This is a genomic window from Pseudomonas sp. LBUM1647 (genome assembly GCF_059716175.1).
The window spans coordinates 1,031,588-1,052,017 of record NZ_CP166809.1 but is presented as its reverse complement, the minus strand read 5'-3'; the positions used below and the strand labels follow the sequence as shown (position 1 = coordinate 1,052,017).

25 protein-coding genes and 1 pseudogene are annotated in these 20,430 nt (G+C 58.2%); 12 read left to right on the top strand and 14 right to left on the bottom strand.

Annotated features, from left to right (window positions below; translation table 11 throughout):
* Positions 1–8: 8 nt before the first annotated feature.
* Together cysD and ACA059_RS04650 are read right to left on the bottom strand one after the other, a co-directional pair.
* Positions 9–926, bottom strand: a complete 918-nt coding sequence (gene cysD / locus ACA059_RS04655) for a sulfate adenylyltransferase subunit CysD (RefSeq protein WP_131061189.1) — start codon at positions 924–926, stop codon at positions 9–11.
* Positions 927–1,188: 262 nt separating this feature from the next.
* Complete coding sequence (locus tag ACA059_RS04650; RefSeq protein ID WP_497632899.1) at positions 1,189–1,947, bottom strand: Nif3-like dinuclear metal center hexameric protein; 759 nt, start codon at positions 1,945–1,947, stop codon at positions 1,189–1,191.
* Positions 1,948–2,049: 102 nt separating this feature from the next.
* Between ACA059_RS04650 and algW the strand changes: the two genes are divergently transcribed.
* Positions 2,050–3,210 (top strand): Do family serine endopeptidase AlgW, encoded by a 1,161-nt coding sequence (algW, locus tag ACA059_RS04645; protein ID WP_129438464.1) that lies wholly within the window; start codon positions 2,050–2,052, stop codon positions 3,208–3,210.
* Between the two features lie 122 nt (positions 3,211–3,332).
* Here algW and ACA059_RS04640 read toward each other — a convergent pair.
* Positions 3,333–3,467: pseudogene (locus ACA059_RS04640) on the bottom strand (histidinol-phosphate transaminase); the annotation flags it as partial.
* Positions 3,468–3,756: 289 nt separating this feature from the next.
* Here ACA059_RS04640 and ACA059_RS04635 point away from each other — a divergent pair.
* The gene (locus ACA059_RS04635; RefSeq protein ID WP_497632898.1) at positions 3,757–4,134 is read left to right on the top strand and encodes a hypothetical protein; all 378 of its coding nucleotides are present in this window, start codon (positions 3,757–3,759) and stop codon (positions 4,132–4,134) included.
* Positions 4,135–4,232: 98 nt separating this feature from the next.
* Here ACA059_RS04635 and hisC read toward each other — a convergent pair whose 3' ends face one another.
* The 10 genes from hisC to ACA059_RS04585 form a co-directional block, all read right to left on the bottom strand.
* Positions 4,233–5,285 (bottom strand): histidinol-phosphate transaminase, encoded by a 1,053-nt coding sequence (gene hisC / locus ACA059_RS04630; protein ID WP_497632897.1) that lies wholly within the window; start codon positions 5,283–5,285, stop codon positions 4,233–4,235.
* Positions 5,286–5,287: 2 nt separating this feature from the next.
* On the bottom strand, positions 5,288–6,625 hold the full coding sequence (gene hisD, locus ACA059_RS04625) for a histidinol dehydrogenase (RefSeq protein WP_497632896.1): 1,338 nt from the start codon (positions 6,623–6,625) through the stop codon (positions 5,288–5,290).
* 126 nt (positions 6,626–6,751) lie between these two features.
* Positions 6,752–7,387, bottom strand: a complete 636-nt coding sequence (gene hisG / locus ACA059_RS04620) for an ATP phosphoribosyltransferase (protein WP_007901570.1) — start codon at positions 7,385–7,387, stop codon at positions 6,752–6,754.
* 128 nt (positions 7,388–7,515) lie between these two features.
* Complete coding sequence (murA, locus tag ACA059_RS04615) at positions 7,516–8,781, bottom strand: UDP-N-acetylglucosamine 1-carboxyvinyltransferase (RefSeq protein WP_497632895.1); 1,266 nt, start codon at positions 8,779–8,781, stop codon at positions 7,516–7,518.
* 22 nt (positions 8,782–8,803) lie between these two features.
* Positions 8,804–9,043 (bottom strand): BolA family protein, encoded by a 240-nt coding sequence (locus ACA059_RS04610; RefSeq protein ID WP_007912386.1) that lies wholly within the window; start codon positions 9,041–9,043, stop codon positions 8,804–8,806.
* 113 nt (positions 9,044–9,156) lie between these two features.
* A complete protein-coding gene (locus tag ACA059_RS04605; protein WP_008150739.1) occupies positions 9,157–9,462 on the bottom strand; it encodes an STAS domain-containing protein in 306 nt (101 codons plus the stop codon).
* A complete protein-coding gene (locus ACA059_RS04600; RefSeq protein WP_497632894.1) occupies positions 9,459–10,115 on the bottom strand; it encodes an MlaC/ttg2D family ABC transporter substrate-binding protein in 657 nt (218 codons plus the stop codon). The genes ACA059_RS04605 and ACA059_RS04600 overlap by 4 nt, the downstream gene beginning before the upstream one ends.
* 11 nt (positions 10,116–10,126) lie before the next feature.
* Positions 10,127–10,594 carry an outer membrane lipid asymmetry maintenance protein MlaD gene (gene mlaD / locus ACA059_RS04595; protein WP_123365278.1) on the bottom strand — a complete coding sequence of 156 codons (468 nt, stop codon included), beginning with the start codon at positions 10,592–10,594 and terminating at the stop codon, positions 10,127–10,129.
* Positions 10,594–11,391: a lipid asymmetry maintenance ABC transporter permease subunit MlaE gene (mlaE, locus tag ACA059_RS04590; RefSeq protein WP_008150745.1), complete on the bottom strand. Its 798-nt coding sequence runs from the start codon at positions 11,389–11,391 to the stop codon at positions 10,594–10,596. The genes mlaD and mlaE overlap by 1 nt, the downstream gene beginning before the upstream one ends.
* On the bottom strand, positions 11,391–12,200 hold the full coding sequence (locus tag ACA059_RS04585) for an ATP-binding cassette domain-containing protein (protein WP_008150748.1): 810 nt from the start codon (positions 12,198–12,200) through the stop codon (positions 11,391–11,393). Before ACA059_RS04585 ends, mlaE begins: the two co-directional genes overlap by 1 nt.
* A 276-nt stretch (positions 12,201–12,476) precedes the next feature.
* On the opposite strand from ACA059_RS04585, the gene ACA059_RS04580 reads away from it, so the two are divergent.
* The 10 genes from ACA059_RS04580 (at position 12,477) to ACA059_RS04535 (ending at position 19,504) form a co-directional block, all read left to right on the top strand.
* Positions 12,477–13,451, top strand: coding sequence for a KpsF/GutQ family sugar-phosphate isomerase (locus ACA059_RS04580; RefSeq protein WP_008150750.1), 975 nt, complete (start codon positions 12,477–12,479; stop codon positions 13,449–13,451).
* The gene (locus ACA059_RS04575) at positions 13,451–13,975 is read left to right on the top strand and encodes a KdsC family phosphatase (protein WP_497632893.1); all 525 of its coding nucleotides are present in this window, start codon (positions 13,451–13,453) and stop codon (positions 13,973–13,975) included. The genes ACA059_RS04580 and ACA059_RS04575 overlap by 1 nt, the downstream gene beginning before the upstream one ends.
* Positions 13,976–13,982: 7 nt before the next feature.
* Positions 13,983–14,555 carry an LPS export ABC transporter periplasmic protein LptC gene (gene lptC / locus ACA059_RS04570; RefSeq protein ID WP_150658803.1) on the top strand — a complete coding sequence of 191 codons (573 nt, stop codon included), beginning with the start codon at positions 13,983–13,985 and terminating at the stop codon, positions 14,553–14,555.
* Positions 14,542–15,090 carry a lipopolysaccharide transport periplasmic protein LptA gene (lptA, locus tag ACA059_RS04565; protein ID WP_497632892.1) on the top strand — a complete coding sequence of 183 codons (549 nt, stop codon included), beginning with the start codon at positions 14,542–14,544 and terminating at the stop codon, positions 15,088–15,090. Before lptC ends, lptA begins: the two co-directional genes overlap by 14 nt.
* Positions 15,090–15,815 (top strand): LPS export ABC transporter ATP-binding protein, encoded by a 726-nt coding sequence (gene lptB, locus ACA059_RS04560; protein WP_027924532.1) that lies wholly within the window; start codon positions 15,090–15,092, stop codon positions 15,813–15,815. Before lptA ends, lptB begins: the two co-directional genes overlap by 1 nt.
* Before the next feature lie 184 nt (positions 15,816–15,999).
* A complete protein-coding gene (locus ACA059_RS04555) occupies positions 16,000–17,493 on the top strand; it encodes an RNA polymerase factor sigma-54 (protein WP_033053633.1) in 1,494 nt (497 codons plus the stop codon).
* Between the two features lie 74 nt (positions 17,494–17,567).
* Positions 17,568–17,876, top strand: a complete 309-nt coding sequence (hpf, locus tag ACA059_RS04550; protein WP_007941242.1) for a ribosome hibernation-promoting factor, HPF/YfiA family — start codon at positions 17,568–17,570, stop codon at positions 17,874–17,876.
* A gap of 12 nt (positions 17,877–17,888) precedes the next feature.
* On the top strand, positions 17,889–18,353 hold the full coding sequence (gene ptsN / locus ACA059_RS04545) for a PTS IIA-like nitrogen regulatory protein PtsN (RefSeq protein ID WP_056742951.1): 465 nt from the start codon (positions 17,889–17,891) through the stop codon (positions 18,351–18,353).
* Positions 18,354–18,355: 2 nt separating this feature from the next.
* Positions 18,356–19,213, top strand: coding sequence for an RNase adapter RapZ (rapZ, locus tag ACA059_RS04540; protein WP_497632891.1), 858 nt, complete (start codon positions 18,356–18,358; stop codon positions 19,211–19,213).
* A gap of 15 nt (positions 19,214–19,228) precedes the next feature.
* Positions 19,229–19,504: an HPr family phosphocarrier protein gene (locus ACA059_RS04535; protein WP_282375086.1), complete on the top strand. Its 276-nt coding sequence runs from the start codon at positions 19,229–19,231 to the stop codon at positions 19,502–19,504.
* 8 nt (positions 19,505–19,512) lie between these two features.
* On the opposite strand, the gene ACA059_RS04530 is transcribed toward ACA059_RS04535, so the two are convergent.
* Positions 19,513–20,406: a ZIP family metal transporter gene (locus tag ACA059_RS04530; protein WP_497632890.1), complete on the bottom strand. Its 894-nt coding sequence runs from the start codon at positions 20,404–20,406 to the stop codon at positions 19,513–19,515.
* Between the last annotated feature and the right edge of the window lie 24 nt (positions 20,407–20,430).

Genomic DNA, 20,430 nt, shown 5'->3' with positions numbered 1-20,430 from the left:
ACAACCCCTTAGAAATAACCCTGACGTTTCTTTTCTTCCATCGAGCCTGCGCCATCGTGATCGATGACCCGGCCCTGGCGTTCGGAAGTTCGCGTCAGGAGCATTTCCTGAATGATGTCGGTCAGGCTGGTGGCCTCGGACTCGACCGCACCGGTCAACGGGTAGTCGCCGAGTGTACGGAAGCGGACCTTCTTCTTGACGATGCGCGCCTTGTCTTCGTCGCTCAGGTGATTGAGCAGGCGTTCGTCGTCGATCATGATCCAGGTGCCATTCATCTCGATAACGTCGCGCTCGGCGGCGAAATACAGCGGCACAATCGGGATGCCTTCGAGGTAGATGTACTGCCAGATGTCCAGTTCGGTCCAGTTCGACAACGGGAAAACACGGATCGATTCGCCCTTGTTGACCTTGCCGTTGTAGACGTTCCACAACTCGGGACGCTGGTTTTTCGGGTCCCAGCGGTGCTTGGTATCGCGGAAGGAATACACGCGCTCTTTGGCACGGGATTTCTCTTCGTCGCGACGGGCACCACCAAAAGCGGCATCGAAACCGTACTTGTCGAGGGCCTGCTTGAGGCCTTCGGTTTTCATGATATCGGTGTGCTTGGCGCTGCCGTGGGTCAGCGGGTTGATGCCCTGCGCGACGCCATCGGGGTTCACGTGCACGATCAGGTCCAGGCCGAGTTCTTCGACCATGCGGTCGCGGAACGCGTACATTTCCTTGAACTTCCACCGGGTGTCGACGTGCATCACCGGGAACGGCAGTTTGCCCGGGAAGAATGCTTTGCGCGCAAGGTGCAGCATCACGGCGGAGTCTTTACCGACGGAGTACAGCATCACCGGGTTATCGAACTCGGCGGCGACCTCGCGGATGATGTGGATGCTTTCGGCCTCCAGCTGTTTCAGATGCGTCAGTTTGTCGACCATGGCTACTCACGAAAACGATCTTATGGACGGCCAGCGGGCCGTGTTCGAGCGGGGAATCCTAGCACAGCGACCTCTTCTAATCAGGACGCCGACTAGATCGAAAGGGTATATGAATATACCCCCGCGTTTGGGCACTGCAGATTGGAAACCTCTCCCTGTGTAGGAGCTGCCGAAGGCTGCGATCTTTTGATCTTGATCTTTAAAATCAAAAGATCGCAGCCTTCGGCAGCTCCTACAGAGGTGACCGCATTGCAATCTGAAATCAAATCGGATTCGGGCAATCGATGAAGATGTGCTCAAGGGCAAAACGCCGCGCCAGATAATCCCCGAGTGCCTGCACGCCATAGCGCTCGGTAGCATGGTGGCCGGCGGCGATGAAGCTGATGTCGTTTTCCCGGGCGCTGTGGAAGGTCTGCTCGGACGCCTCACCACTGAGGTACAAGTCGACGCCAGCCAACACGGCCTGATCGATGTAACCCTGACCGCCACCGGTGCACCAGCCAACACGGCGGATCATCTCGCTGCCTTCGATCAGCAACGGCTCGCGCCCCATGGCTTCTTGTACGCGACGGGCAAAATCGCGGGCCGTCACCGGCTCGCTCAATGAACCGACCAGGCCGACAACTTTGAGATTGTCCGGATCCAATGGGCCTTCCACAGTGATATCGAGCTGACGTGCCAGCTGAACGTTATTGCCGACTTCCGGGTGCAGATCCAGCGGCAGATGGTAGGACAACAGGCTGATATCGTGCTTGAGCAGGGTTTTCAACCGACGCTGCTTCATGCCGGTGATGCACGGATTCTCGCCTTTCCAGAAATAGCCGTGATGCACCAGCACCAGATCGGCGCTGGCTTCCACAGCGGCGTCGAGCAACGCCTGGCTGGCGGTGACGCCACTGACGATGCGCATCACCTGCGGCCGGCCTTCGACCTGCAACCCGTTGGGGCAGTAATCGGCAATCTTTGCACTGTTAAGGTAACGGTCGGCTTCTTCGACCAGGGTGCTCAAGGCGACGGCCATAAAAGACTCCTAAATATCCCGTTCAGAGGCACGCTTCGCCTCGTATAATGCGCGACATTATGGGCGGTCTCATACCGCCTGCAACCTCTCAGGACGTGCTTAATGCTCAAGGCGCTGCGTTTTTCCGGCTGGCCGCTGTTGGCCGGCGTGCTTATCGCTCTATTGATAATCCAGCGCTACCCGCAGTGGGTCGGGCTTCCGAGCCTCGACGTCAACATGCAGCAAGCCCCGCAAACCACCACCATGCAACAGGGGCCGGTGTCCTATGCCGACGCGGTGACCACGGCCGCGCCGTCGGTGGTCAACCTGTACACCACCAAAGTCATCAACAAACCGAACCATCCGCTGTTCGAGGATCCGCAGTTCCGCCGCTTCTTCGGCGACAACTCGCCCAAACAGAAGCGCATGGAGTCGAGCCTCGGCTCCGGCGTGATCATGAGCCCGGAAGGTTACCTGCTGACCAACAACCACGTGACCACCGGTGCCGACCAGATCGTGGTGGCGCTCAAGGACGGTCGTGAAACCCTGGCCCGAGTGATCGGCAGCGACCCGGAAACCGACCTTGCAGTACTGAAAATCGATCTGAAGAACTTGCCATCGATCACTGTCGGGCGTTCCGACAACATCCGCATCGGCGATGTAGCCCTCGCCATCGGCAACCCGTTCGGTGTCGGCCAGACCGTGACCATGGGCATCATCAGTGCCACCGGGCGTAATCAGCTGGGCTTGAACAACTACGAAGACTTCATTCAGACCGACGCTGCGATCAACCCCGGCAACTCCGGCGGTGCGCTGGTGGATGCAAACGGCAACCTGACCGGCATCAACACGGCGATCTTCTCCAAGTCCGGCGGTTCGCAGGGCATCGGTTTCGCAATCCCGGTGAAACTGGCGATGGAAGTGATGAAGTCGATCATCGAACACGGCCAGGTGATTCGCGGCTGGCTCGGTATCGAAGTGCAGCCGTTGAGCCAGGAACTGGCGGAATCGTTTGGCCTGTCGGGGCGCCCGGGCATTGTGGTCGCGGGTATTTTCCGTGACGGTCCGGCGCAGAAGGCCGGCCTGCAACTGGGTGACGTGATCCTCAGCATCGACGGCGAGCCGGCCGGCGATGGTCGTCGTTCGATGAACCAGGTCGCGCGGATCAAACCGACCGACAAGGTCACGATCCAGGTGATGCGCAACGGCAAAGAGCTCAAGCTCACCGCCGAGATCGGTTTGCGTCCGCCACCTGCGCCGGTCAAAGAGAAAGAAGAAGAGTAAGCAGCCAGCACAAACCAATGTGGGAGCGAGCCTGCTCGCGAAGGGGCCATAACATTCAATATCGATGTTGAATGTCAGACCGCCTTCGCGAGCAGGCTCGCTCCCACAGGGTCAGTGTTGATTTACAGGTCGCCGAGGCCGTCGATCAACGCCTGATTCTGCGCCGGCGTGCCAATCGAAATCCGCAGGAACTGGGCAATCCGCTCTTGCTTGAAGTGCCGAACAATCACACTCCGCTCGCGCAACTTCGCCGCCAGGCAACCCCGCGAATAGTACCTGAAACTTTTCTTGAGCTTGATCACGAATGAGAACGAAGGGCTATGCCTGTCTCATATTAAAACCAATATTCATTTCGAAAAAGTATAAAAAACTGTCATTTATGACAGTAGACCGTCTAACCACTCCTACTTAACCTCCCATCACGCACTTTATTACAGCTGCGCAGCATTCAAACTAGAGTAAGGAGCAAATAAATGACACAGCGTGTATACATCAACGAATCAAAAAACAAAGTGCCTGCCAAGGGCGAGTTCACACTAAACGTGGATGGTCACGTCTTATTTTTCCACTACCAAAGTTTCCGTAGAATTTTTTAATAACGACATAAAACAGGGCGGCCATATAATTGCAAGCCAGGGCACGACCGTGGCGGTTATCAGTTTTCCAGCCCATCTGACAAACGGAACGCATCGCGATATAGTTTATATAAAGGACTTCGACAAAATAGGCATCCCCTATAATGTTTGGGGTTGCTGGAAAGAAAGGGAAGAAGACTTTGAAGCAGAAATGCGAGGCGAAACATCAGTTTTGACTATCACTCTCAATGAAAACTTAACATCAGCCGAAGGCGATTTTGCATATGATGCTGCTGAGAATCCTCCCGTACGCCGGGTAACTGGAACCTTTAAAGTTGACTGGTCCTGAACTGCATAGCCAAACACTAACATTCACCAGCACAATTAGTTCTATTATGCCCACACCCTGTGGGCATAATAACAACCTTGATAATTTACAATAGCTGGCTACAGATTACCCAGGCCATCAATCAACGCCTGATTCTGCTCCGGCGTGCCAATCGAAATTCGCAGGAACTGGGCAATCCGCTCCTGTTTGAAGTGCCGAACGATCACGCCTTGCTCGCGCAACTTCGCCGCCAGCCCCGCCGCATCGTGTTTAGGATGACGAGCGAAAATAAAGTTTGCCGCCGACGGCAGCACTTCAAAGCCCTTCCCTTCCAATTGCGCAACGACCCACTCACGATTCTCGATGACCAACCGGCAGGTCTTGTCGAAGTACTCACGATCTTCGAACGCTGCGGCTGCACCGACATTCGCCAGACGATCCAGCGGATAAGAGTTGAAGCTGTTCTTGATCCGCTCCAGCGCCTCGATCAGGTCCGGATGCCCCACCGCCAGCCCCACCCGCAGGCCGGCCAGCGAACGGGACTTGGACAGGGTCTGGGTCACCAGCAGGTTCGGATAACGGTCCACCAGGCTGATCGCCGTCTCACCGCCGAAATCGATGTAAGCCTCATCCACCACGACCACCGAATCCGGGCTGGCCTTGAGGATTTGCTCCACGGCATCCAGCGCCAACAGGCAGCCAGTCGGTGCGTTCGGATTCGGGAAGATGATTCCGCCGTTCGGCTTGGTGTAGTCCGCCGGGTTGATCTGGAACTGCGCGTCCAGCGGCACCGCGTCGAAGGCGATGCCGTACAACCCGCAGTAAACCGGATAGAAGCTGTAGCTGATGTCCGGGAACAGCAGCGGCTGATCGTGTTGCAGCAAACCGTGAAAGATGTGCGCCAGGACTTCATCGGAACCGTTGCCGAGAAACACCTGATTGCTCTGCACGCCGTAGTACTTGGCGACTGCTTGCTTGAGCACATCACTGTTCGGGTCCGGGTACAGACGCAAATTGTCATTCAGTTCGGTCTGCATCGCCGCCAAGGCTTTTGGCGATGGTCCGTACGGGTTTTCGTTGGTGTTGAGCTTCACCAGCTTCGCCAGTTTCGGCTGCTCACCCGGCACGTAAGGCACCAGATTCTTGACGAACGGGCTCCAGAATTTACTCATGTTCAGTTCCCCTGCCCTTGTGAAAAGTCTTCGTCAAGGATGCGGTATTCGGCGCTCCGCGCGTGAGCGGTCAGCGACTCGCCACGGGCCAGCACGGAAGCGGTCTTGCCCAGTTCGGACGCGCCCTGCTCGGAGCAGAAGATGATCGACGAACGCTTCTGGAAGTCGTACACACCCAGCGGCGAGGAGAAACGCGCGGTGCCGGAGGTTGGCAACACGTGGTTCGGACCGGCGCAGTAGTCGCCCAAAGCTTCGGAGGTGTGACGGCCCATGAAGATCGCGCCAGCATGGCGAATCTTCGGCAGCCAGGCCTGCGGATCAGCAACGGACAACTCAAGGTGTTCCGGTGCGATGCGGTTGGCCACTTCGATGGCTTGGTCCATGTCGCGGACCTTGATCAGCGCACCACGGCCATTGATCGACGTTTCGATGATCTCGGCGCGTTCCATGGTCGGCAGCAGTTTGGCGATGCTGGCGGCGACCTTGTCGAGGAACTCGGCGTCCGGGCTGACCAGAATCGCCTGGGCGTCTTCGTCGTGCTCGGCTTGGGAGAACAGGTCCATGGCGATCCAGTCCGGATCAGTCTGGCCGTCGCAGACCACGAGGATTTCGGATGGGCCGGCGATCATGTCGATGCCGACCTGGCCGAACACGTGGCGCTTGGCGGTGGCGACATAGATGTTGCCCGGACCGACCACCTTGTCGACCTTCGGCACACTTTCGGTGCCGTAAGCCAGCGCGGCGACCGCTTGAGCGCCGCCGATGGTGAACACCCGGTCGACGCCGGCGATGCAGGCTGCGGCCAGCACCAGCTCGTTGATTTCGCCACGAGGCGTCGGCACCACCATGACCACTTCGGTCACACCGGCCACCTTGGCCGGAATCGCATTCATCAGTACCGAGGACGGATAAGACGCCTTGCCGCCCGGTACATACAGGCCGGCGCGATCAAGCGGTGTAACTTTCTGACCCAGCACGGTGCCGTCGGCTTCGGTGTAGCTCCAGGAATCCTGCTTCTGTTTCTCGTGGTAGCTGCGTACTCGGGACGCGGCTTTTTCCAGCGCTTCACGCTGAGGCACGGTGATTCGGGTCAGGGCCAGTTCCAGGCGCTCACGAGGCAGGATCAGGTCCGCCATGGACGCGACCTGCAGGCCGTCGAACTTCTGGGTGAATTCCACCAGCGCCGCATCGCCACGCTCGCGCACGGCCTTGATGATGTCCAGCACCCGCTGATTGACCGAGTCGTCAGACACACTTTCCCAGCTCAGCAGATGATCCAGATGATGTGCGAAATCCGGGTCAGCAGCGTTGAGTCGGCGAATTGCAGTCGGTGCGGTCATAGCGAGAGCCTCATAGAATTGGCAAAAACTCAGGCGCCCTAACTTAGCAGTCGTTTCCGCTTGGGCACCTGAGAATTCTGGCTATGAGGCGGATAGACGGGCGCGGTTTATGGCCGCGCGGGTGAGTCAGCCGCGGTGTCGAGACTCCACTGCCTTGCGCAGGGTATCGATCAACGCCTGGATACGGGCGTGCTGCATTTTCATCGAAGCTTTGTTCACGATCAGCCGGGAGCTGATGTCGGCAATGAAATCCTGGGGTTCCAGACCATTGGCGCGCAGGGTGTTGCCGGTGTCGACCACGTCGATGATCTTGTCTGCCAGACCGATCAGCGGCGCCAGTTCCATCGAGCCATAGAGCTTGATGATGTCGACCTGACGGCCCTGTTCGGCGTAGTAGCGCTTGGCAACGTTGACAAATTTGGTCGCCACACGCAGGCGGCCCTTGGGCTCGACATCGCCGACACGGCCGGCGGTCATCAGCTTGCAAAGGGCAATTCGCAGGTCCAACGGCTCGTACAAACCCTGGCCGCCATATTCCATCAGCACATCTTTACCGGCGACGCCCAGGTCAGCGGCACCATGTTCGACGTAAGTCGGCACATCGGTGGCGCGCACGATCAGCAGACGTACATCGGCCTGAGTCGTGGGGATGATCAGCTTGCGGCTCTTGTCCGGATTCTCGGTCGGCACGATGCCCGCTTCAGCCAGAAGCGGCAGGGTGTCGTCAAGGATGCGGCCCTTGGACAGTGCGATGGTCAACATGGGAAACGTCAGTCCTTATCAGGCTACTGATGCCCGGTCGCAAATGGCGCCGGACACACATCGAGCCTGAAACAGGCTCGACTTGAAACGAAATCAACGGGCGCGTCCCTGCGCCCATGCAGCAGAAACTAGCCCGGTACGCGGCGGATCTTGGCGCCGAGCATCTGCAGTTTCTCTTCGATGCACTCGTAACCACGGTCGATGTGGTAGATGCGGTCGATCAAGGTGTCACCTTCAGCGATCAACGCCGAGATCACCAGGCTGGCCGAAGCACGCAGGTCGGTGGCCATGACTGGCGCACCCTTGAGCTTTTCGATGCCGGTAACGATGGCGGTGTTGCCTTCGACCTGGATGTGAGCGCCCATGCGGTGCAGTTCGTAAACGTGCATGAAGCGGTTTTCGAAGATCGTCTCGATCACAGCGCCAGTGCCTTCGGCAATAGCGTTGAGGGAGATGAACTGCGCTTGCATGTCGGTCGGGAATGCCGGGTACGGAGCGGTGCGCACGTTAACGGCTTTTGGCCGCTTGCCGTGCATGTTCAGCTCGACCCAGTCTTCGCCGCAGGTGATTTCGGCACCCGATTCCTTGAGTTTCTCAAGAACGGCTTCGAGGATGGTCGGATCGGTGTCCTTGACCTTCACACGACCGCCGGTCACAGCAGCTGCGACCAGGTAAGTGCCGGTCTCGATACGGTCAGGCATCACTTTGTAAGTGGTCGGGTGCAGACGCTCGACGCCATCGATGGTGATGGTGTCAGTGCCGGCGCCAGTGATCTTGGCGCCCATGGCGATCAGGAAGTTCGCCAGGTCGATGACTTCAGGCTCGCGAGCCGCGTTTGCCAGAACGCTGCGGCCCTTGGCCAGAGCGGCCGCCATCATGATGTTTTCGGTACCGGTCACACTGACGGTGTCGAAGAAGAAGTGCGCACCGCGCAGACCACCTTCAGGCGCCTTGGCCTTGATGTAGCCGCCTTCGACGTCGATGACCGCGCCCATGGCTTCGAGGCCACGGATGTGCAGGTCAACCGGACGCGAACCGATGGCGCAACCGCCAGGCAGTGCGACTTCGGCTTCACCGAAACGGGCAACCATCGGGCCCAGCACCAGGATCGACGCACGCATGGTTTTAACCAGTTCGTACGGAGCGATCAGGGTCTTGATGGTGCGCGGGTCGATTTCGACGCTGAGTTTCTCGTCGATCACCGGCTCGATGCCCATACGACCGAAGAGCTCGATCATGGTGGTGATGTCGTGCAGGTGCGGCAGGTTGGCAACAGTCACCGGGCCATCGCACAGCAAGGTTGCAGCCAGGATCGGCAGGGCAGAGTTCTTTGCCCCGGAGATGCGGATTTCGCCATCAAGACGAACGCCACCGGTAATTATCAATTTATCCATAAGAATCTCGACGCCCTTGGGCTCAGGTGCGCTCGGCCCAGGCCGCGCTGCTGAAAAATTTCATAGTGACCGCATGGATGCTGCCATCGGTGATCCATGGGTTCAAATGGGCATAGATCTGCTGCTGACGCTTCACCGGGCTCAACGCCGCCAGTTCATCGCTAATCACGTTCAGCTGAAAGTTGCAGCCTTCGCCCTCGACTTCTACTAGGGTTCCTGGCAGCTTTCCTTCAAGGAAGCTCTTCACTTCTACGGCCTGCATGCTCAACCTCAATCGGCGCCCTGTGCGCGCGGGTCGGACATCATACAAAAAAGCCCCGCGCCTGCGAACCCCGCGAAGCAGGACTCTGACGGGGGGCTTCTTTATAGATGCGGTTAGGGATGCGCCAACAGCTCGGTCAATTCACTGACCTGAGCGATTTCGCGCATGTCTTCTGGCATCCCGCGGATGCTCAGCGCCTTGCCGGCCGCCTCTGCATCACGCATGAAGCACAGCAGCAGCGACAAGCCGACACTGCTGGACTTCAACACTGCCGAGCAATCGACCACCAGTGCCGCGGCCTTGCTGGATTTGATCAGCGCCTGCCCTTGCTTGCGCAAACCGGGGCCAGTGCGGTAATCCAGCATGCCGCTAAGCGTCAGCTCGCCGGATTCGCTCATGCGAATGGCCGACACACTCATTGAGCTTGCGTCTCGGTTGTTTGCTTCTGACTGGCTTCCTTGGCTTTGGCGACTTCCCCGGCCCAACCATTGATGGTCTTGTCCAGGTCGTTGCCATTGCGCTGCATCGCATCAGCGAATTGATCACGGAACAGCTTGCCGATGTTAATGCCGTTGATGATCACGTTGCGCAGTTTCCACTCGCCATTGATCTTTTCGAGTGTGTAAGACACAGGATAGATCGCGCCGTTGGTGCCTTTGACCGTCATGGCAACGCTTGTACGGTCTCCCGACTCATCCTTGGCAGGGTCGACGACGATCCCCTGATTGTTGTACTCGAGCAAAGCGTTGCCATAGAACTGGAACAGACCCTTTTTGAAGTTTTCTTCAAAGGTCTTCATTTGCGCAGGCGTGGCTTTGCGTGAATATTTGACCGTCATGATGCTCTTGGAAATACCCTCGGCATCCACAACAGGTCCGACGATGGTGTTCAACGCCGCATAGAAGTCTTGCGGGTCTTGCTTGTACTTCTCTTTATTGGCCGACAGATCGGCAAGTAACCGACTGGTGGTGTCCTGCACGATATCGTGCGCTGAGGGCGCTGCCACCGCGTTAGCCATCAACGGCAAGGCCGCGAGTAATACCAACAGGCCACGTCGCAAGGTAGAGATCATTCAAAAGCTCCTCATTTGGCGTCTTTACTAACGGTATTGAGCAGAAATTTACCGATCAGGTCCTCGAGCACCAGCGACGACTGCGTGTCGTGGATGGTTGAGCCATCCTTGAGCAAGGCTTCTTCGCCGCCCACGCTGAGACCGATGTACTTCTCGCCCAACAGACCAGCGGTCAGGATAGATGCAGTGGAGTCAGTCGGCAGGTTATCTACGCGTTTTTCCAGCTGCATGGTCACTCGACCGGTGAAACTGTCGCGGTCCAGATCGATCGCCGTGACCTTGCCGATGGTCACACCGGCCATGGTCACTTTAGCTCTGACAGTCAAACCGGCGATATTGTCGAAATACGCATAAAGTTTATAAGTGTCGGTGGTTGCGCTCGGGGACAGGCCACTCACCCGCAACGCCAGCAACAGCAAAGCCAGGATGCCAGCCAGCAAGAAAAGGCCGACACCGATTTCCAGGGTGCGGTTTTGCATCAGAAATCTCCAAACATCAAGGCGGTCAGAATAAAGTCCAGGCCGAGTACAGCCAAAGAGGCATACACCACGGTCTTGGTAGTGGCACGACTGATTCCCTCGGAAGTGGGCTCGCAGTCATAGCCTTGGAATACGGCGATCCAGGTCACGACAAAGGCGAAAACGATGCTTTTGATGATGCCGTTGAGCACATCGTCTGCAAAGGTCACGCTGTTCTGCATGTTGGACCAGTAGGAACCTTCATAGACACCCAGCCAGTCGACGGCCACCCACGAACCACCCCAGATTCCCACCACGCTGAAGATCATCGCCAGCACCGGCAGGGAAATGAAGCCGGCCCACAGGCGCGGGGCAATGATGTACTTGAGCGGGTCGACACCAATCATTTCCAGACTGGACAACTGCTCGGTGGACTTCATGTTGCCGATTTCGGCAGTCAATGCCGAACCGGCGCGCCCGGCGAACAGCAATGCCGTGACCACGGGGCCCAGTTCACGCAACAGCGTCAGCGCAACCATCTGGCCGACCGCCTGCTCCGAACCGTAGCTGGATAGAATGTTGAAGCCTTGCAGCGCCAGCACCATGCCAATGAATACCCCGGAGACCACGATGATCACCAGGGACATTACGCCCACCGAATGCAGTTGCTTGATCAGCAAGCCAAAACCGCCGCCAATGCCGCCACGGCCAAGCAAGGCATGAAACAGGAATATCGCCGAACGGCCGAACACCCCCAGCACGTCAATGCCAGAGTGGCCGAACCGGCGAACCCGTTCTATTAGTGAAATCTTGCGCATCAACGCTGCCCCAGAAGATCTGCGCGGTAATCCGTCGCTGGAAAGTGATAGGCGACCGGACCGTCAGGCTCGCCTGTCATGAATTGACGGATGCGTGGCTCCTGCGAGTTCATCAGCTCCTCGGGAGTGCCCTGCCCCAACACCTGGCCTTCGCCGACGACATAGATGTAATCGGCGATGCTCGCGGTCTCGGCCAGGTCGTGGGAGACCACGATACTGGTGATGCCCAGCGCATCGTTGAGCAGGCGGATCAGACGCACCAGCACACCCATGGCGATGGGGTCCTGGCCGACAAAGGGCTCGTCATACATGAGGATTTGCGGATCGAGGGCAATCGCCCGGGCCAGAGCGACACGACGCTTCATGCCTCCGGACAACTCGTCAGGCATCAGGTCGATGGCGCCACGCAAGCCCACGGCCTGCAATTTGAGCAGGACAATGTCCCGGATCATTTCTTCCGGCAGTTCGGTATGAACGCGTAGCGGAAAGGCGACGTTCTCGAACACATCGAGATCGGTGAACAGCGCACCACTCTGAAACAGCACGCCCATGTGCTTTCGCGCATCGAACAGATCACTGCGCGACAGTTTCGGCAGGTTCTGTCCATTGACCCAGACTTCGCCTTTGGTGGGCCGCAACTGTGCGCCCATCAGCCGCAACAGCGTAGTCTTGCCACACCCGGAAGGCCCCATGATGCCGGTGACCTTGCCGCGCGGGATACGTATATCGACGTTATTGAAAATGCTGCGCGTTCCGCGCTTGAAGGTCAGTCCCTTCAGCTCGACCGCGTAGGCTTTATCGGCACTCATCTAAACTCCTTGCGATGCAGCCTCTCACTCGGACGCCTGACTTTCTAGCGAAAGCACATACCTCCCGGGCAGGCCGAACTGGCGGCGAACTATATCACTGCTAAGGCCAAGCGCCCAAGGCCCAAGCCGGGCCATGTTGAGCAACATGACAGGCTAAAAGCTTCCATTCAGGGGGATTCGGTAACAAGGAATGACAAAGCGTGACGAACTTGCGTGAGGGTTTCGATCATTACCGTTATAATCGCCGCCTTTTCATCAGGCTATACGATTTCTGACATGAGCCAATCCAGCGACCTGATTCAATCAGCACAACGCACCATCCGCCTCGAACTGGAAGCCGTACAAGGCTTGTTGCCCCGTATCGACGCAGATTTCGTACGCGCTTGCGAGATGATTCTGGCCAGCAAAGGGCGCGTGGTCGTGGTCGGCATGGGCAAATCGGGGCACATCGGCAACAAGATCGCCGCCACCCTGGCCAGTACCGGCACCACGGCTTTTTTCGTGCACCCGGCCGAAGCCAGCCACGGCGACATGGGCATGATCACCCGCGACGACATCATCCTGGCGCTGTCGAACTCCGGCTCCACCAATGAAATCGTCACCCTGCTGCCGCTGATCAAGCGCCTGGGCATTCAATTGATCAGCATGACCGGCAACCCTGATTCACCGCTGGCGAAGGCTGCCGAGGTCAACCTCAACGTGCACGTCGAGCACGAAGCCTGTCCGCTCAACCTGGCACCGACCTCGTCGACCACCGCCGCGCTGGTCATGGGCGACGCCCTGGCCGTTGCGCTGCTGGAAGCCCGCGGTTTTACCGCTGAAGATTTCGCCTTTTCCCACCCCGGCGGCGCGCTTGGCCGACGCCTGCTGCTGAAAGTGGAAACCGTCATGCACGCCGGTGCAGAACTGCCCCAGGTGCAACGTGGCACGCTACTCAAGGACGCCTTGATGGAAATGACCCGCAAGGGCCTGGGCATGACCGCGATTGTGGAGGCCGATGGCAAACTGGCCGGGATCTTCACCGACGGCGACTTGCGCCGCACCCTTGACCGGACCATCGACATTCACCATACGACCATCGACGAGGTCATGACCGTCCACGGCAAGACCGCCCGGGCCGATATGCTGGCAGCCGAAGCCCTGAAAATCATGGAAGACCATCGAATCAACGCGCTGGTAGTGGTGGACAAGGAGGACCGTCCGATCGGCGCCTTCAACCTGTCCGATCTGCTGCGTGCAGGAGTAATGTGATGAGCACCGACCTGCTGCAACGCGGCAAGAGCATCAAACTGGCGGTTTTTGACGTCGATGGCGTACTGACTGACGGACGCCTGTACTTCCTCGAAGACGGCAGCGAATTCAAGACGTTCAACACCCTCGACGGCCAAGGCATCAAGATGTTGATGGCAGCCGGCGTGCAGACCGCTATCATCAGCGGCCGCAAGACCCCGGTGGTCGAGCGACGAGCGAAGAACCTCGGTATTCCACACGTGTACCAGGGGCGCGAAGACAAACTGGTGGTGCTCGACGAGCTTCTTGCCCAACTCAACCTAAGCTATGAACAAGTCGCCTATCTCGGCGACGACCTGCCGGACCTGCCGGTGATTCGCCGCGTCGGCCTGGGCATGGCGGTGGCAAACGCCGCCAGTTTCGTCCGTGAACACGCCCACGGCATCACCCAGGCCCGCGGTGGCGAGGGTGCCGCTCGCGAATTCTGCGAATTGATCCTGCGCGCGCAGGGCCGCCTTGATGCGGCAAACGCCGCGTACCTGTGAGCCAACTATGCTGAGCAAAAAGATTCGCAAATTCCTGGTGTTCGGTTGCATCGCAGCGATATTCGCCGCGGTCGGCTACTGGAACATCAGCCCGGAACGCTTCCTCGATCAGCCGGTGGCAAAGATCGATGAAACCGCGATCGACTATTACGCGATCAACGCCCACAGCGTGCAGTACCTGCCGGACGGCAAACTGCAATACGAAATGACGTCCGACAAGGTTGAACACCTGAAAGCTACCGAAGTGACGCTGCTGACCAATCCCGACCTGAACATGTTCCGCGGCACCGAGTTTCCGTGGCATGTCCAGAGCGAGCACGGCGAAGTGAATCCCGACGGCACTCAGGTCGAACTGATTGACTCGGTGCGCATCACGCGCTTCGACGAGAAAAACCGCAAGACCCTGATTACCACCACCCGCATGACAGTGTTCCCGCAGCAGCAATATGCGCAGACCGAGCAACCCGTTAGAATCGACGGCGCTGGTGGTGTGTCGACTGGCAAGGGAATGAAAGCGTATTTGAAAGAAAGCAGGATACACCTGCTATCGAACGTAAGAGGACAGTATGAGGCTCGTTAAAACCCTCCCTATTTTGCTCGGTCTGAGCGCAGCACTGGGAAGCGTGAGCGCCTGGGCTCTGCCGAACGATCAAGAGCAGCCTATCCGCATCCAGGCCGACGATGCCCAACTGGACGACAAGAATGGTATTGCCACCTATAAAGGTGACGTGATCATTACCCAGGGCTCGATGATTGTTAAAGGCAATACTGTGACCATCACCCGTACCCCGGCCGGCGACATCGACGTGGTGACTTCGGTGGGCAATCTGGCCTACTTCGAGCAGATGCAGACGGCTGGCGACACTAAGCCTGTTCAGGGCTGGGGTGTGACTATTCAGTACCACGCCTCGCAAAACCGCGTCGTGCTGATCGACAAGGCAAAAGTTGTCGACAAGGACAACAACGTCACCCAAGGCGAAAAAATCGTCTACGACACCGAGAAAAAGCTTGCGAGCGCCGGGCGCGCTACGGGCAGCAAGGTCACCGAGGCGCGTCCGCGTATCGATATGGTGATCCAGCCGAAGCCGAAAAACGACACGAAAAAGGCCCAGTAATGGCAACTCTGAAAGCTCAGCATCTGGCCAAGAGCTACAAGAGCCGCCAGGTCGTGCGTGACGTCAGCCTGTCGATCGACAGCGGTCAGATCGTCGGCCTGCTGGGTCCCAACGGCGCCGGCAAGACCACCTGTTTCTACATGATTGTTGGCCTGGTACAGGCCGATCAGGGCCGCGTACTGATTGATGACCTGGATGTCAGCCACCAGCCTATGCACGGTCGTGCGAAGGCCGGTATCGGCTATCTTCCGCAAGAAGCATCGATCTTCCGCAAACTCTCGGTAGCCGACAACATCATGGCGATCCTCGAGACCCGCAAGGAACTCGACAAGGCCGGTCGTCGCAAAGAGCTGGAAAGCCTGCTGCAGGAATTCCACATCAGCCACATCCGCGACAACCTCGGGATGAGCCTGTCCGGTGGTGAACGCCGCCGTGTGGAAATCGCTCGAGCACTGGCTACCAACCCGAAATTCATCCTGCTCGACGAACCGTTCGCCGGCGTGGACCCGATTTCGGTGGGCGACATCAAACAGATCATCTATCACCTCAAGGCCAAGGGCATTGGCGTGCTGATCACTGACCACAACGTCCGTGAAACCCTGGATATCTGCGAAACCGCCTACATCGTCAACGATGGCCAGCTGATCGCCGAAGGTGACTCTGCCACCATCCTGGCCAACGACTTGGTCAAGGAAGTGTATCTGGGCCATGAGTTCCGCCTGTAAGCACTGAGGTGTCTGGCTGGTTGCTCGGGCGCTTGTCTCGATAAAAAATCAACATTTTTTTATTGTTACAGCGCTCTAGGCAAACGCTGCAGTTTCGGGCATATAATTTGCTTATGTTTGGCGCTCCGGCGCCCTGTAGTGGATGGCGCATGTGCGCCGGCGAATAAGGTGTTAAGCCCCTGCCATGAAACCATCGCTAGTCTTGAGAATGGGCCAGCAGCTGACGATGACACCGCAGCTGCAACAGGCCATCCGCCTGCTCCAATTGTCGACCCTGGACCTGCAACAGGAAATCCAGGAGGCCCTGGAGTCCAATCCGATGCTCGAACGCCAGGAAGAAGGCGACGACTTCGATAACGCCGACCCCTTGGCCGACAAAGCCGAACAGCAACCCAACGCTGACATTCAGGAGCCCTCCTACCAGGAAACCGCCCCGACGGTTGATAACCTCGAGGAAGGCGACTGGAACGAGCGCATCCCCAACGAACTGCCCGTCGATACCGCGTGGGAAGACGTCTACCAGACCAGCGCCAGCAGCCTGCCGAGCAACGATGACGACGAGTGGGACTTCACCACCCGGACATCGGCCGGCGAAAGCCTGCAAAGCCACCTGCTGTGGCAACTGAACCTGGCCCCGATGTCCGACACCGATCGCCTGATCGCCGTGACCCTGATCGACTGTATCAACAATCAGGGCTACCTGGATGAAACCCTCGAGGAGATTCTCGAAGCCTTCGACCCGGAACTGGACATCGAACTGGACGAAATCGAAGCCGTCCTGCACCGCATCCAGCAATTCGAACCCGCTGGCATCGGCGCCCGCAACCTGGGCGAATGCCTGCTGCTGCAATTGCGCCAGTTGCCCGCCAAGACGCCTTGGCTGGTCGAGGCCAAACGCCTGGTCACCGATTACATCGACCTGCTCGGCAGCCGCGATTACAGCCAGCTGATGCGTCGCATGAAGCTCAAGGAAGACGAACTGCGCCAAGTGATTGAACTGGTGCAGAGCCTCAACCCGCGCCCAGGCTCGCAAATCGAGTCCAGCGAAGCCGAATACGTCGTTCCCGACGTGATCGTACGCAAGGACAACGAGCGCTGGCTGGTGGAGCTGAACCAGGAATCCGTGCCACGACTGCGGGTCAACGCTCAATACGCCGGTTTCGTGCGCCGCGCCGACACCAGCGCCGACAACACCTTCATGCGCAATCAGTTGCAAGAGGCCCGCTGGTTCATCAAGAGCCTGCAAAGCCGCAACGAAACCCTGATGAAAGTAGCTACTCAGATCGTCGAGCATCAGCGCGGCTTTCTTGAATACGGCGACGAAGCCATGAAACCGCTGGTCCTGCATGACATCGCCGAAGCGGTGGGCATGCACGAGTCGACGATTTCACGGGTGACCACGCAGAAATTCATGCATACCCCCCGGGGCATATATGAACTGAAATACTTTTTCTCCAGCCACGTCAGCACCTCCGAGGGCGGTGAATGCTCGTCCACGGCGATCCGCGCGATCATCAAAAAACTGGTTGCCGCGGAAAATCAGAAAAAGCCGTTGAGTGACAGCAAGATCGCTGGTTTACTGGAGGCACAAGGCATTCAGGTGGCTCGCCGCACCGTCGCCAAGTACCGCGAATCCCTCGGGATCGCGCCTTCGAGCGAACGCAAGCGGTTGATGTAGAGCCACGCCACAGCGTTCCAGTGGCAGGCATTTCTGCCTGCCGCTTTATGCACTGGCAACGAAGGAGAAGCTGTATGCAAGTCAACATCAGTGGACACCAACTGGAAGTGACCGAACCTCTTCGCACCTACATCGGCGAAAAACTCGAACGATTAGAGAGGCATTTCGACAAGATCACCAACGTGCAGGTCACGATGACGGTCGAAAAGCTCAAGCAGAAAATCGAAGCCACGCTGCATATTCCCGGCAATGAAGTGGTCGCAAACGCGGAGCATACCGATATGTACGCGGCGATCGACGCACTGACCGACAAGCTGGATAAACAACTCAAAAAGCATAAGGAAAAGACCCAAAGCCTCCTCCAGGGCGCGACCGGTCGTTAACACTCCCAACCCATGATCCGACTTGAAAGCATCCTGACCCCCGGCCGTTCCCTCGTGAACGTGCCGGGCGGCAGTAAAAAGAAAGCCCTCGAACAAATTGCCAACCTTATCCACAAAGAAGTGCCGGATCTGGAGATGCAAGATGTCTTCGAGGCTCTGATTGCCCGTGAAAAACTCGGCTCAACCGGTTTTGGCAACGGCATCGCCATTCCACACTGCCGCTTGAAGGGCTGCACCTCGCCCATCAGTGCCCTGATGCACCTTGATGCACCCATCGATTTCGACGCCATCGACGGCGCCCCAGTTGACCTGCTGTTCGTTCTGCTGGTCCCGGAAGCCGCTACCGATGCGCACCTGGAGTTACTGCGCCAGATCGCCAGCATGCTCGACCGCAAGGAAGTGCGCGAAAAACTGCGCAGCGCCCCGAGCAATGAAGCCTTGTATCAGGTTGTCCTGGACGAGCAAAACGGTCATTAATCATGCGCTTGATCATCGTCAGTGGCCGCTCCGGCTCAGGTAAAAGTACCGCACTCGATGTTCTCGAGGACAACGGCTACTACTGCATCGACAACCTGCCCGCCGGTCTGTTGCCGGAACTGGCCGAACGCGCGTTGATTCACACCGAGCTGGCACAACCGCTGGTTGCCGTATCCATCGATGCGCGTAACTTGCCGAGTCACTTGTCGCGGTTTCCCGAACTACTGGAAGAAGTGCGCAGCCGGCATATCCAGTGTGATGTGCTTTATCTGGACGCCGACGAAGAAACTTTGCTCAAACGTTTCTCGGAAACCCGCCGTCGTCACCCGCTGAGCAATGCCAATCGCTCGCTGGCCGAGGCCATCAACGATGAGACCGCCCTGCTCGGACCGATTGCCGACCTCGCCGATCTCAAAGTAAACACCACCAACCTGAACCTGTATCAGCTGCGAGATACCATCAAGCTGCGCCTGCTGAACCAGCCGGAACCCGGTACGGCGTTCTTGGTGGAGTCTTTCGGCTTCAAGCGTGGCATGCCGGTGGACGCTGATCTGGTGTTCGACGTGCGCTGCCTTCCGAACCCTTACTGGAAGCCAGAGTTGCGCGATCAATCCGGGCTCGACCAACCAGTTGCCGAGTACCTGGCGGCACAGCCGGACGTCGAAGAGATGTTCCAGGACATCTCCACCTACTTGTTCAAGTGGCTGCCCCGCTTTGCCGCCAGCAACCGCGCTTATGTCACCATTGCCATTGGCTGCACCGGCGGCCATCACCGCTCCGTCTACCTGACCGAGCGTCTGGGCCACGCCCTGCAAAAAACCCTGAAGAACGTCCAGGTCCGCCACCGCGACCTCAGCTAAAGGATTCACACCGCGATGCCTGCTCTGGAAATTGAAATCATCAACAAGCTGGGCCTGCATGCCCGCGCTTCTGCGAAGTTCGTCGGCGTCGCCGGTGAGTTCAAGGATTGCACAATCCGGGTCGGACGTACTCCCGAGTCCATGGTAGACGGAAAAAGCATCATGGCCATGATGATGCTCGCTGCCGGCAAGGGAACAATAATTCACCTGAGTACCGAAGGTGAGCAGGCTGACGAAGCCTTGCAGGCTTTGGTGGATTTGATCAAGGACTACTTCGGCGAAGGCGGTTAAGCACTCGCCTAGGCGAGCGCAGTATCCATCACCATCATCAAGCAAAACCCGATAAGCAACCCAAGACTTGCAAGCTTGTCGTGACCATTGCGGCGCGACTCGGGAATGACTTCATGGGTGACTACCAGCAACATTGCGCCGGCCGCCAGTGCCAACCCCAAGGGCAACAACAATTCGGCCAGGCTCACTAGCCAGGCGCACAACAACGCGAAGACCGGCTCGACCAGACCTGACGCAGCACCAATCAGGAACGCCTTGACCCGCGACATCCCTGCCCCGGCCAAAACCAGCGCGATCACCAGACCTTCCGGCACATCCTGCAAGGCGATGCCCATGGCCAGGCTATTGGCGTCGGGCATGCCACCCCCCGCCGACACACCGACCGCCATGCCTTCGGGGATGTTGTGGGCAATGATCGCAAACACAAACAACCAGATTCGCGGCGGGATGACCGGTCGCTCCAGCGTGCCTACGAGCATTTCCGGCGACGCACCTGACACCTTGCGATCAACCAGGAACAATCCAAACGCACCCAGCATGATGCCGAAACTGATCAGCCCGCTGGCCGCCCAAGGCGTCAGCCCCAGGCTTTCAGCGGCAGAGATCCCCGGAACGATCAACGAAAACGCTGTCGCCGCGAGCATTACCCCGGCCCCGAAGCCCAGCAGCGTATCGCTGACCGTCTGGGGCATCCGTCGAATGACCAGCACGGGCACCGCGCCCAAGGCAGTGCCCAAAGCGCAGATCGCCCCGCCTTGCAGCGCGCGCAGCAGTTTCGGCTCGAGGTCCAGCCACGCCAAGCCTTGGGCAACCAATAACGTCATGCCTGCCAGCAGTAACAGCGATCCGAATGCGTAACGAAACATTCGTCCACTTCCGATCGCCAGTGTTTCAGTGCCCATAGCCAGCCTTGGATTGTTTTTGCA

Bases quoted from the DNA above. Each gene is read 5' to 3' on its own strand.
- cysD (WP_131061189.1), bottom strand. From the start codon at position 926: ATGGTCGACAAACTGACGCATCTGAAACAGCTGGAGGCCGAAAGCATC.
- ACA059_RS04650 (WP_497632899.1), bottom strand. From the start codon at position 1,947: ATGGCCGTCGCCTTGAGCACCCTGGTCGAAGAAGCCGACCGTTACCTT.
- algW (WP_129438464.1), top strand. From the start codon at position 2,050: ATGCTCAAGGCGCTGCGTTTTTCCGGCTGGCCGCTGTTGGCCGGCGTG.
- ACA059_RS04635 (WP_497632898.1), top strand. From the start codon at position 3,757: ATGGTCACGTCTTATTTTTCCACTACCAAAGTTTCCGTAGAATTTTTT.
- hisC (WP_497632897.1), bottom strand. From the start codon at position 5,285: ATGAGTAAATTCTGGAGCCCGTTCGTCAAGAATCTGGTGCCTTACGTG.
- hisD (WP_497632896.1), bottom strand. From the start codon at position 6,625: ATGACCGCACCGACTGCAATTCGCCGACTCAACGCTGCTGACCCGGAT.
- hisG (WP_007901570.1), bottom strand. From the start codon at position 7,387: ATGTTGACCATCGCACTGTCCAAGGGCCGCATCCTTGACGACACCCTG.
- murA (WP_497632895.1), bottom strand. From the start codon at position 8,781: ATGGATAAATTGATAATTACCGGTGGCGTTCGTCTTGATGGCGAAATC.
- ACA059_RS04610 (WP_007912386.1), bottom strand. From the start codon at position 9,043: ATGCAGGCCGTAGAAGTGAAGAGCTTCCTTGAAGGAAAGCTGCCAGGA.
- ACA059_RS04605 (WP_008150739.1), bottom strand. From the start codon at position 9,462: ATGAGTGTGTCGGCCATTCGCATGAGCGAATCCGGCGAGCTGACGCTT.
- ACA059_RS04600 (WP_497632894.1), bottom strand. From the start codon at position 10,115: ATGATCTCTACCTTGCGACGTGGCCTGTTGGTATTACTCGCGGCCTTG.
- mlaD (WP_123365278.1), bottom strand. From the start codon at position 10,594: ATGCAAAACCGCACCCTGGAAATCGGTGTCGGCCTTTTCTTGCTGGCT.
- mlaE (WP_008150745.1), bottom strand. From the start codon at position 11,391: ATGCGCAAGATTTCACTAATAGAACGGGTTCGCCGGTTCGGCCACTCT.
- ACA059_RS04585 (WP_008150748.1), bottom strand. From the start codon at position 12,200: ATGAGTGCCGATAAAGCCTACGCGGTCGAGCTGAAGGGACTGACCTTC.
- ACA059_RS04580 (WP_008150750.1), top strand. From the start codon at position 12,477: ATGAGCCAATCCAGCGACCTGATTCAATCAGCACAACGCACCATCCGC.
- ACA059_RS04575 (WP_497632893.1), top strand. From the start codon at position 13,451: ATGAGCACCGACCTGCTGCAACGCGGCAAGAGCATCAAACTGGCGGTT.
- lptC (WP_150658803.1), top strand. From the start codon at position 13,983: ATGCTGAGCAAAAAGATTCGCAAATTCCTGGTGTTCGGTTGCATCGCA.
- lptA (WP_497632892.1), top strand. From the start codon at position 14,542: ATGAGGCTCGTTAAAACCCTCCCTATTTTGCTCGGTCTGAGCGCAGCA.
- lptB (WP_027924532.1), top strand. From the start codon at position 15,090: ATGGCAACTCTGAAAGCTCAGCATCTGGCCAAGAGCTACAAGAGCCGC.
- ACA059_RS04555 (WP_033053633.1), top strand. From the start codon at position 16,000: ATGAAACCATCGCTAGTCTTGAGAATGGGCCAGCAGCTGACGATGACA.
- hpf (WP_007941242.1), top strand. From the start codon at position 17,568: ATGCAAGTCAACATCAGTGGACACCAACTGGAAGTGACCGAACCTCTT.
- ptsN (WP_056742951.1), top strand. From the start codon at position 17,889: ATGATCCGACTTGAAAGCATCCTGACCCCCGGCCGTTCCCTCGTGAAC.
- rapZ (WP_497632891.1), top strand. From the start codon at position 18,356: ATGCGCTTGATCATCGTCAGTGGCCGCTCCGGCTCAGGTAAAAGTACC.
- ACA059_RS04535 (WP_282375086.1), top strand. From the start codon at position 19,229: ATGCCTGCTCTGGAAATTGAAATCATCAACAAGCTGGGCCTGCATGCC.
- ACA059_RS04530 (WP_497632890.1), bottom strand. From the start codon at position 20,406: ATGGGCACTGAAACACTGGCGATCGGAAGTGGACGAATGTTTCGTTAC.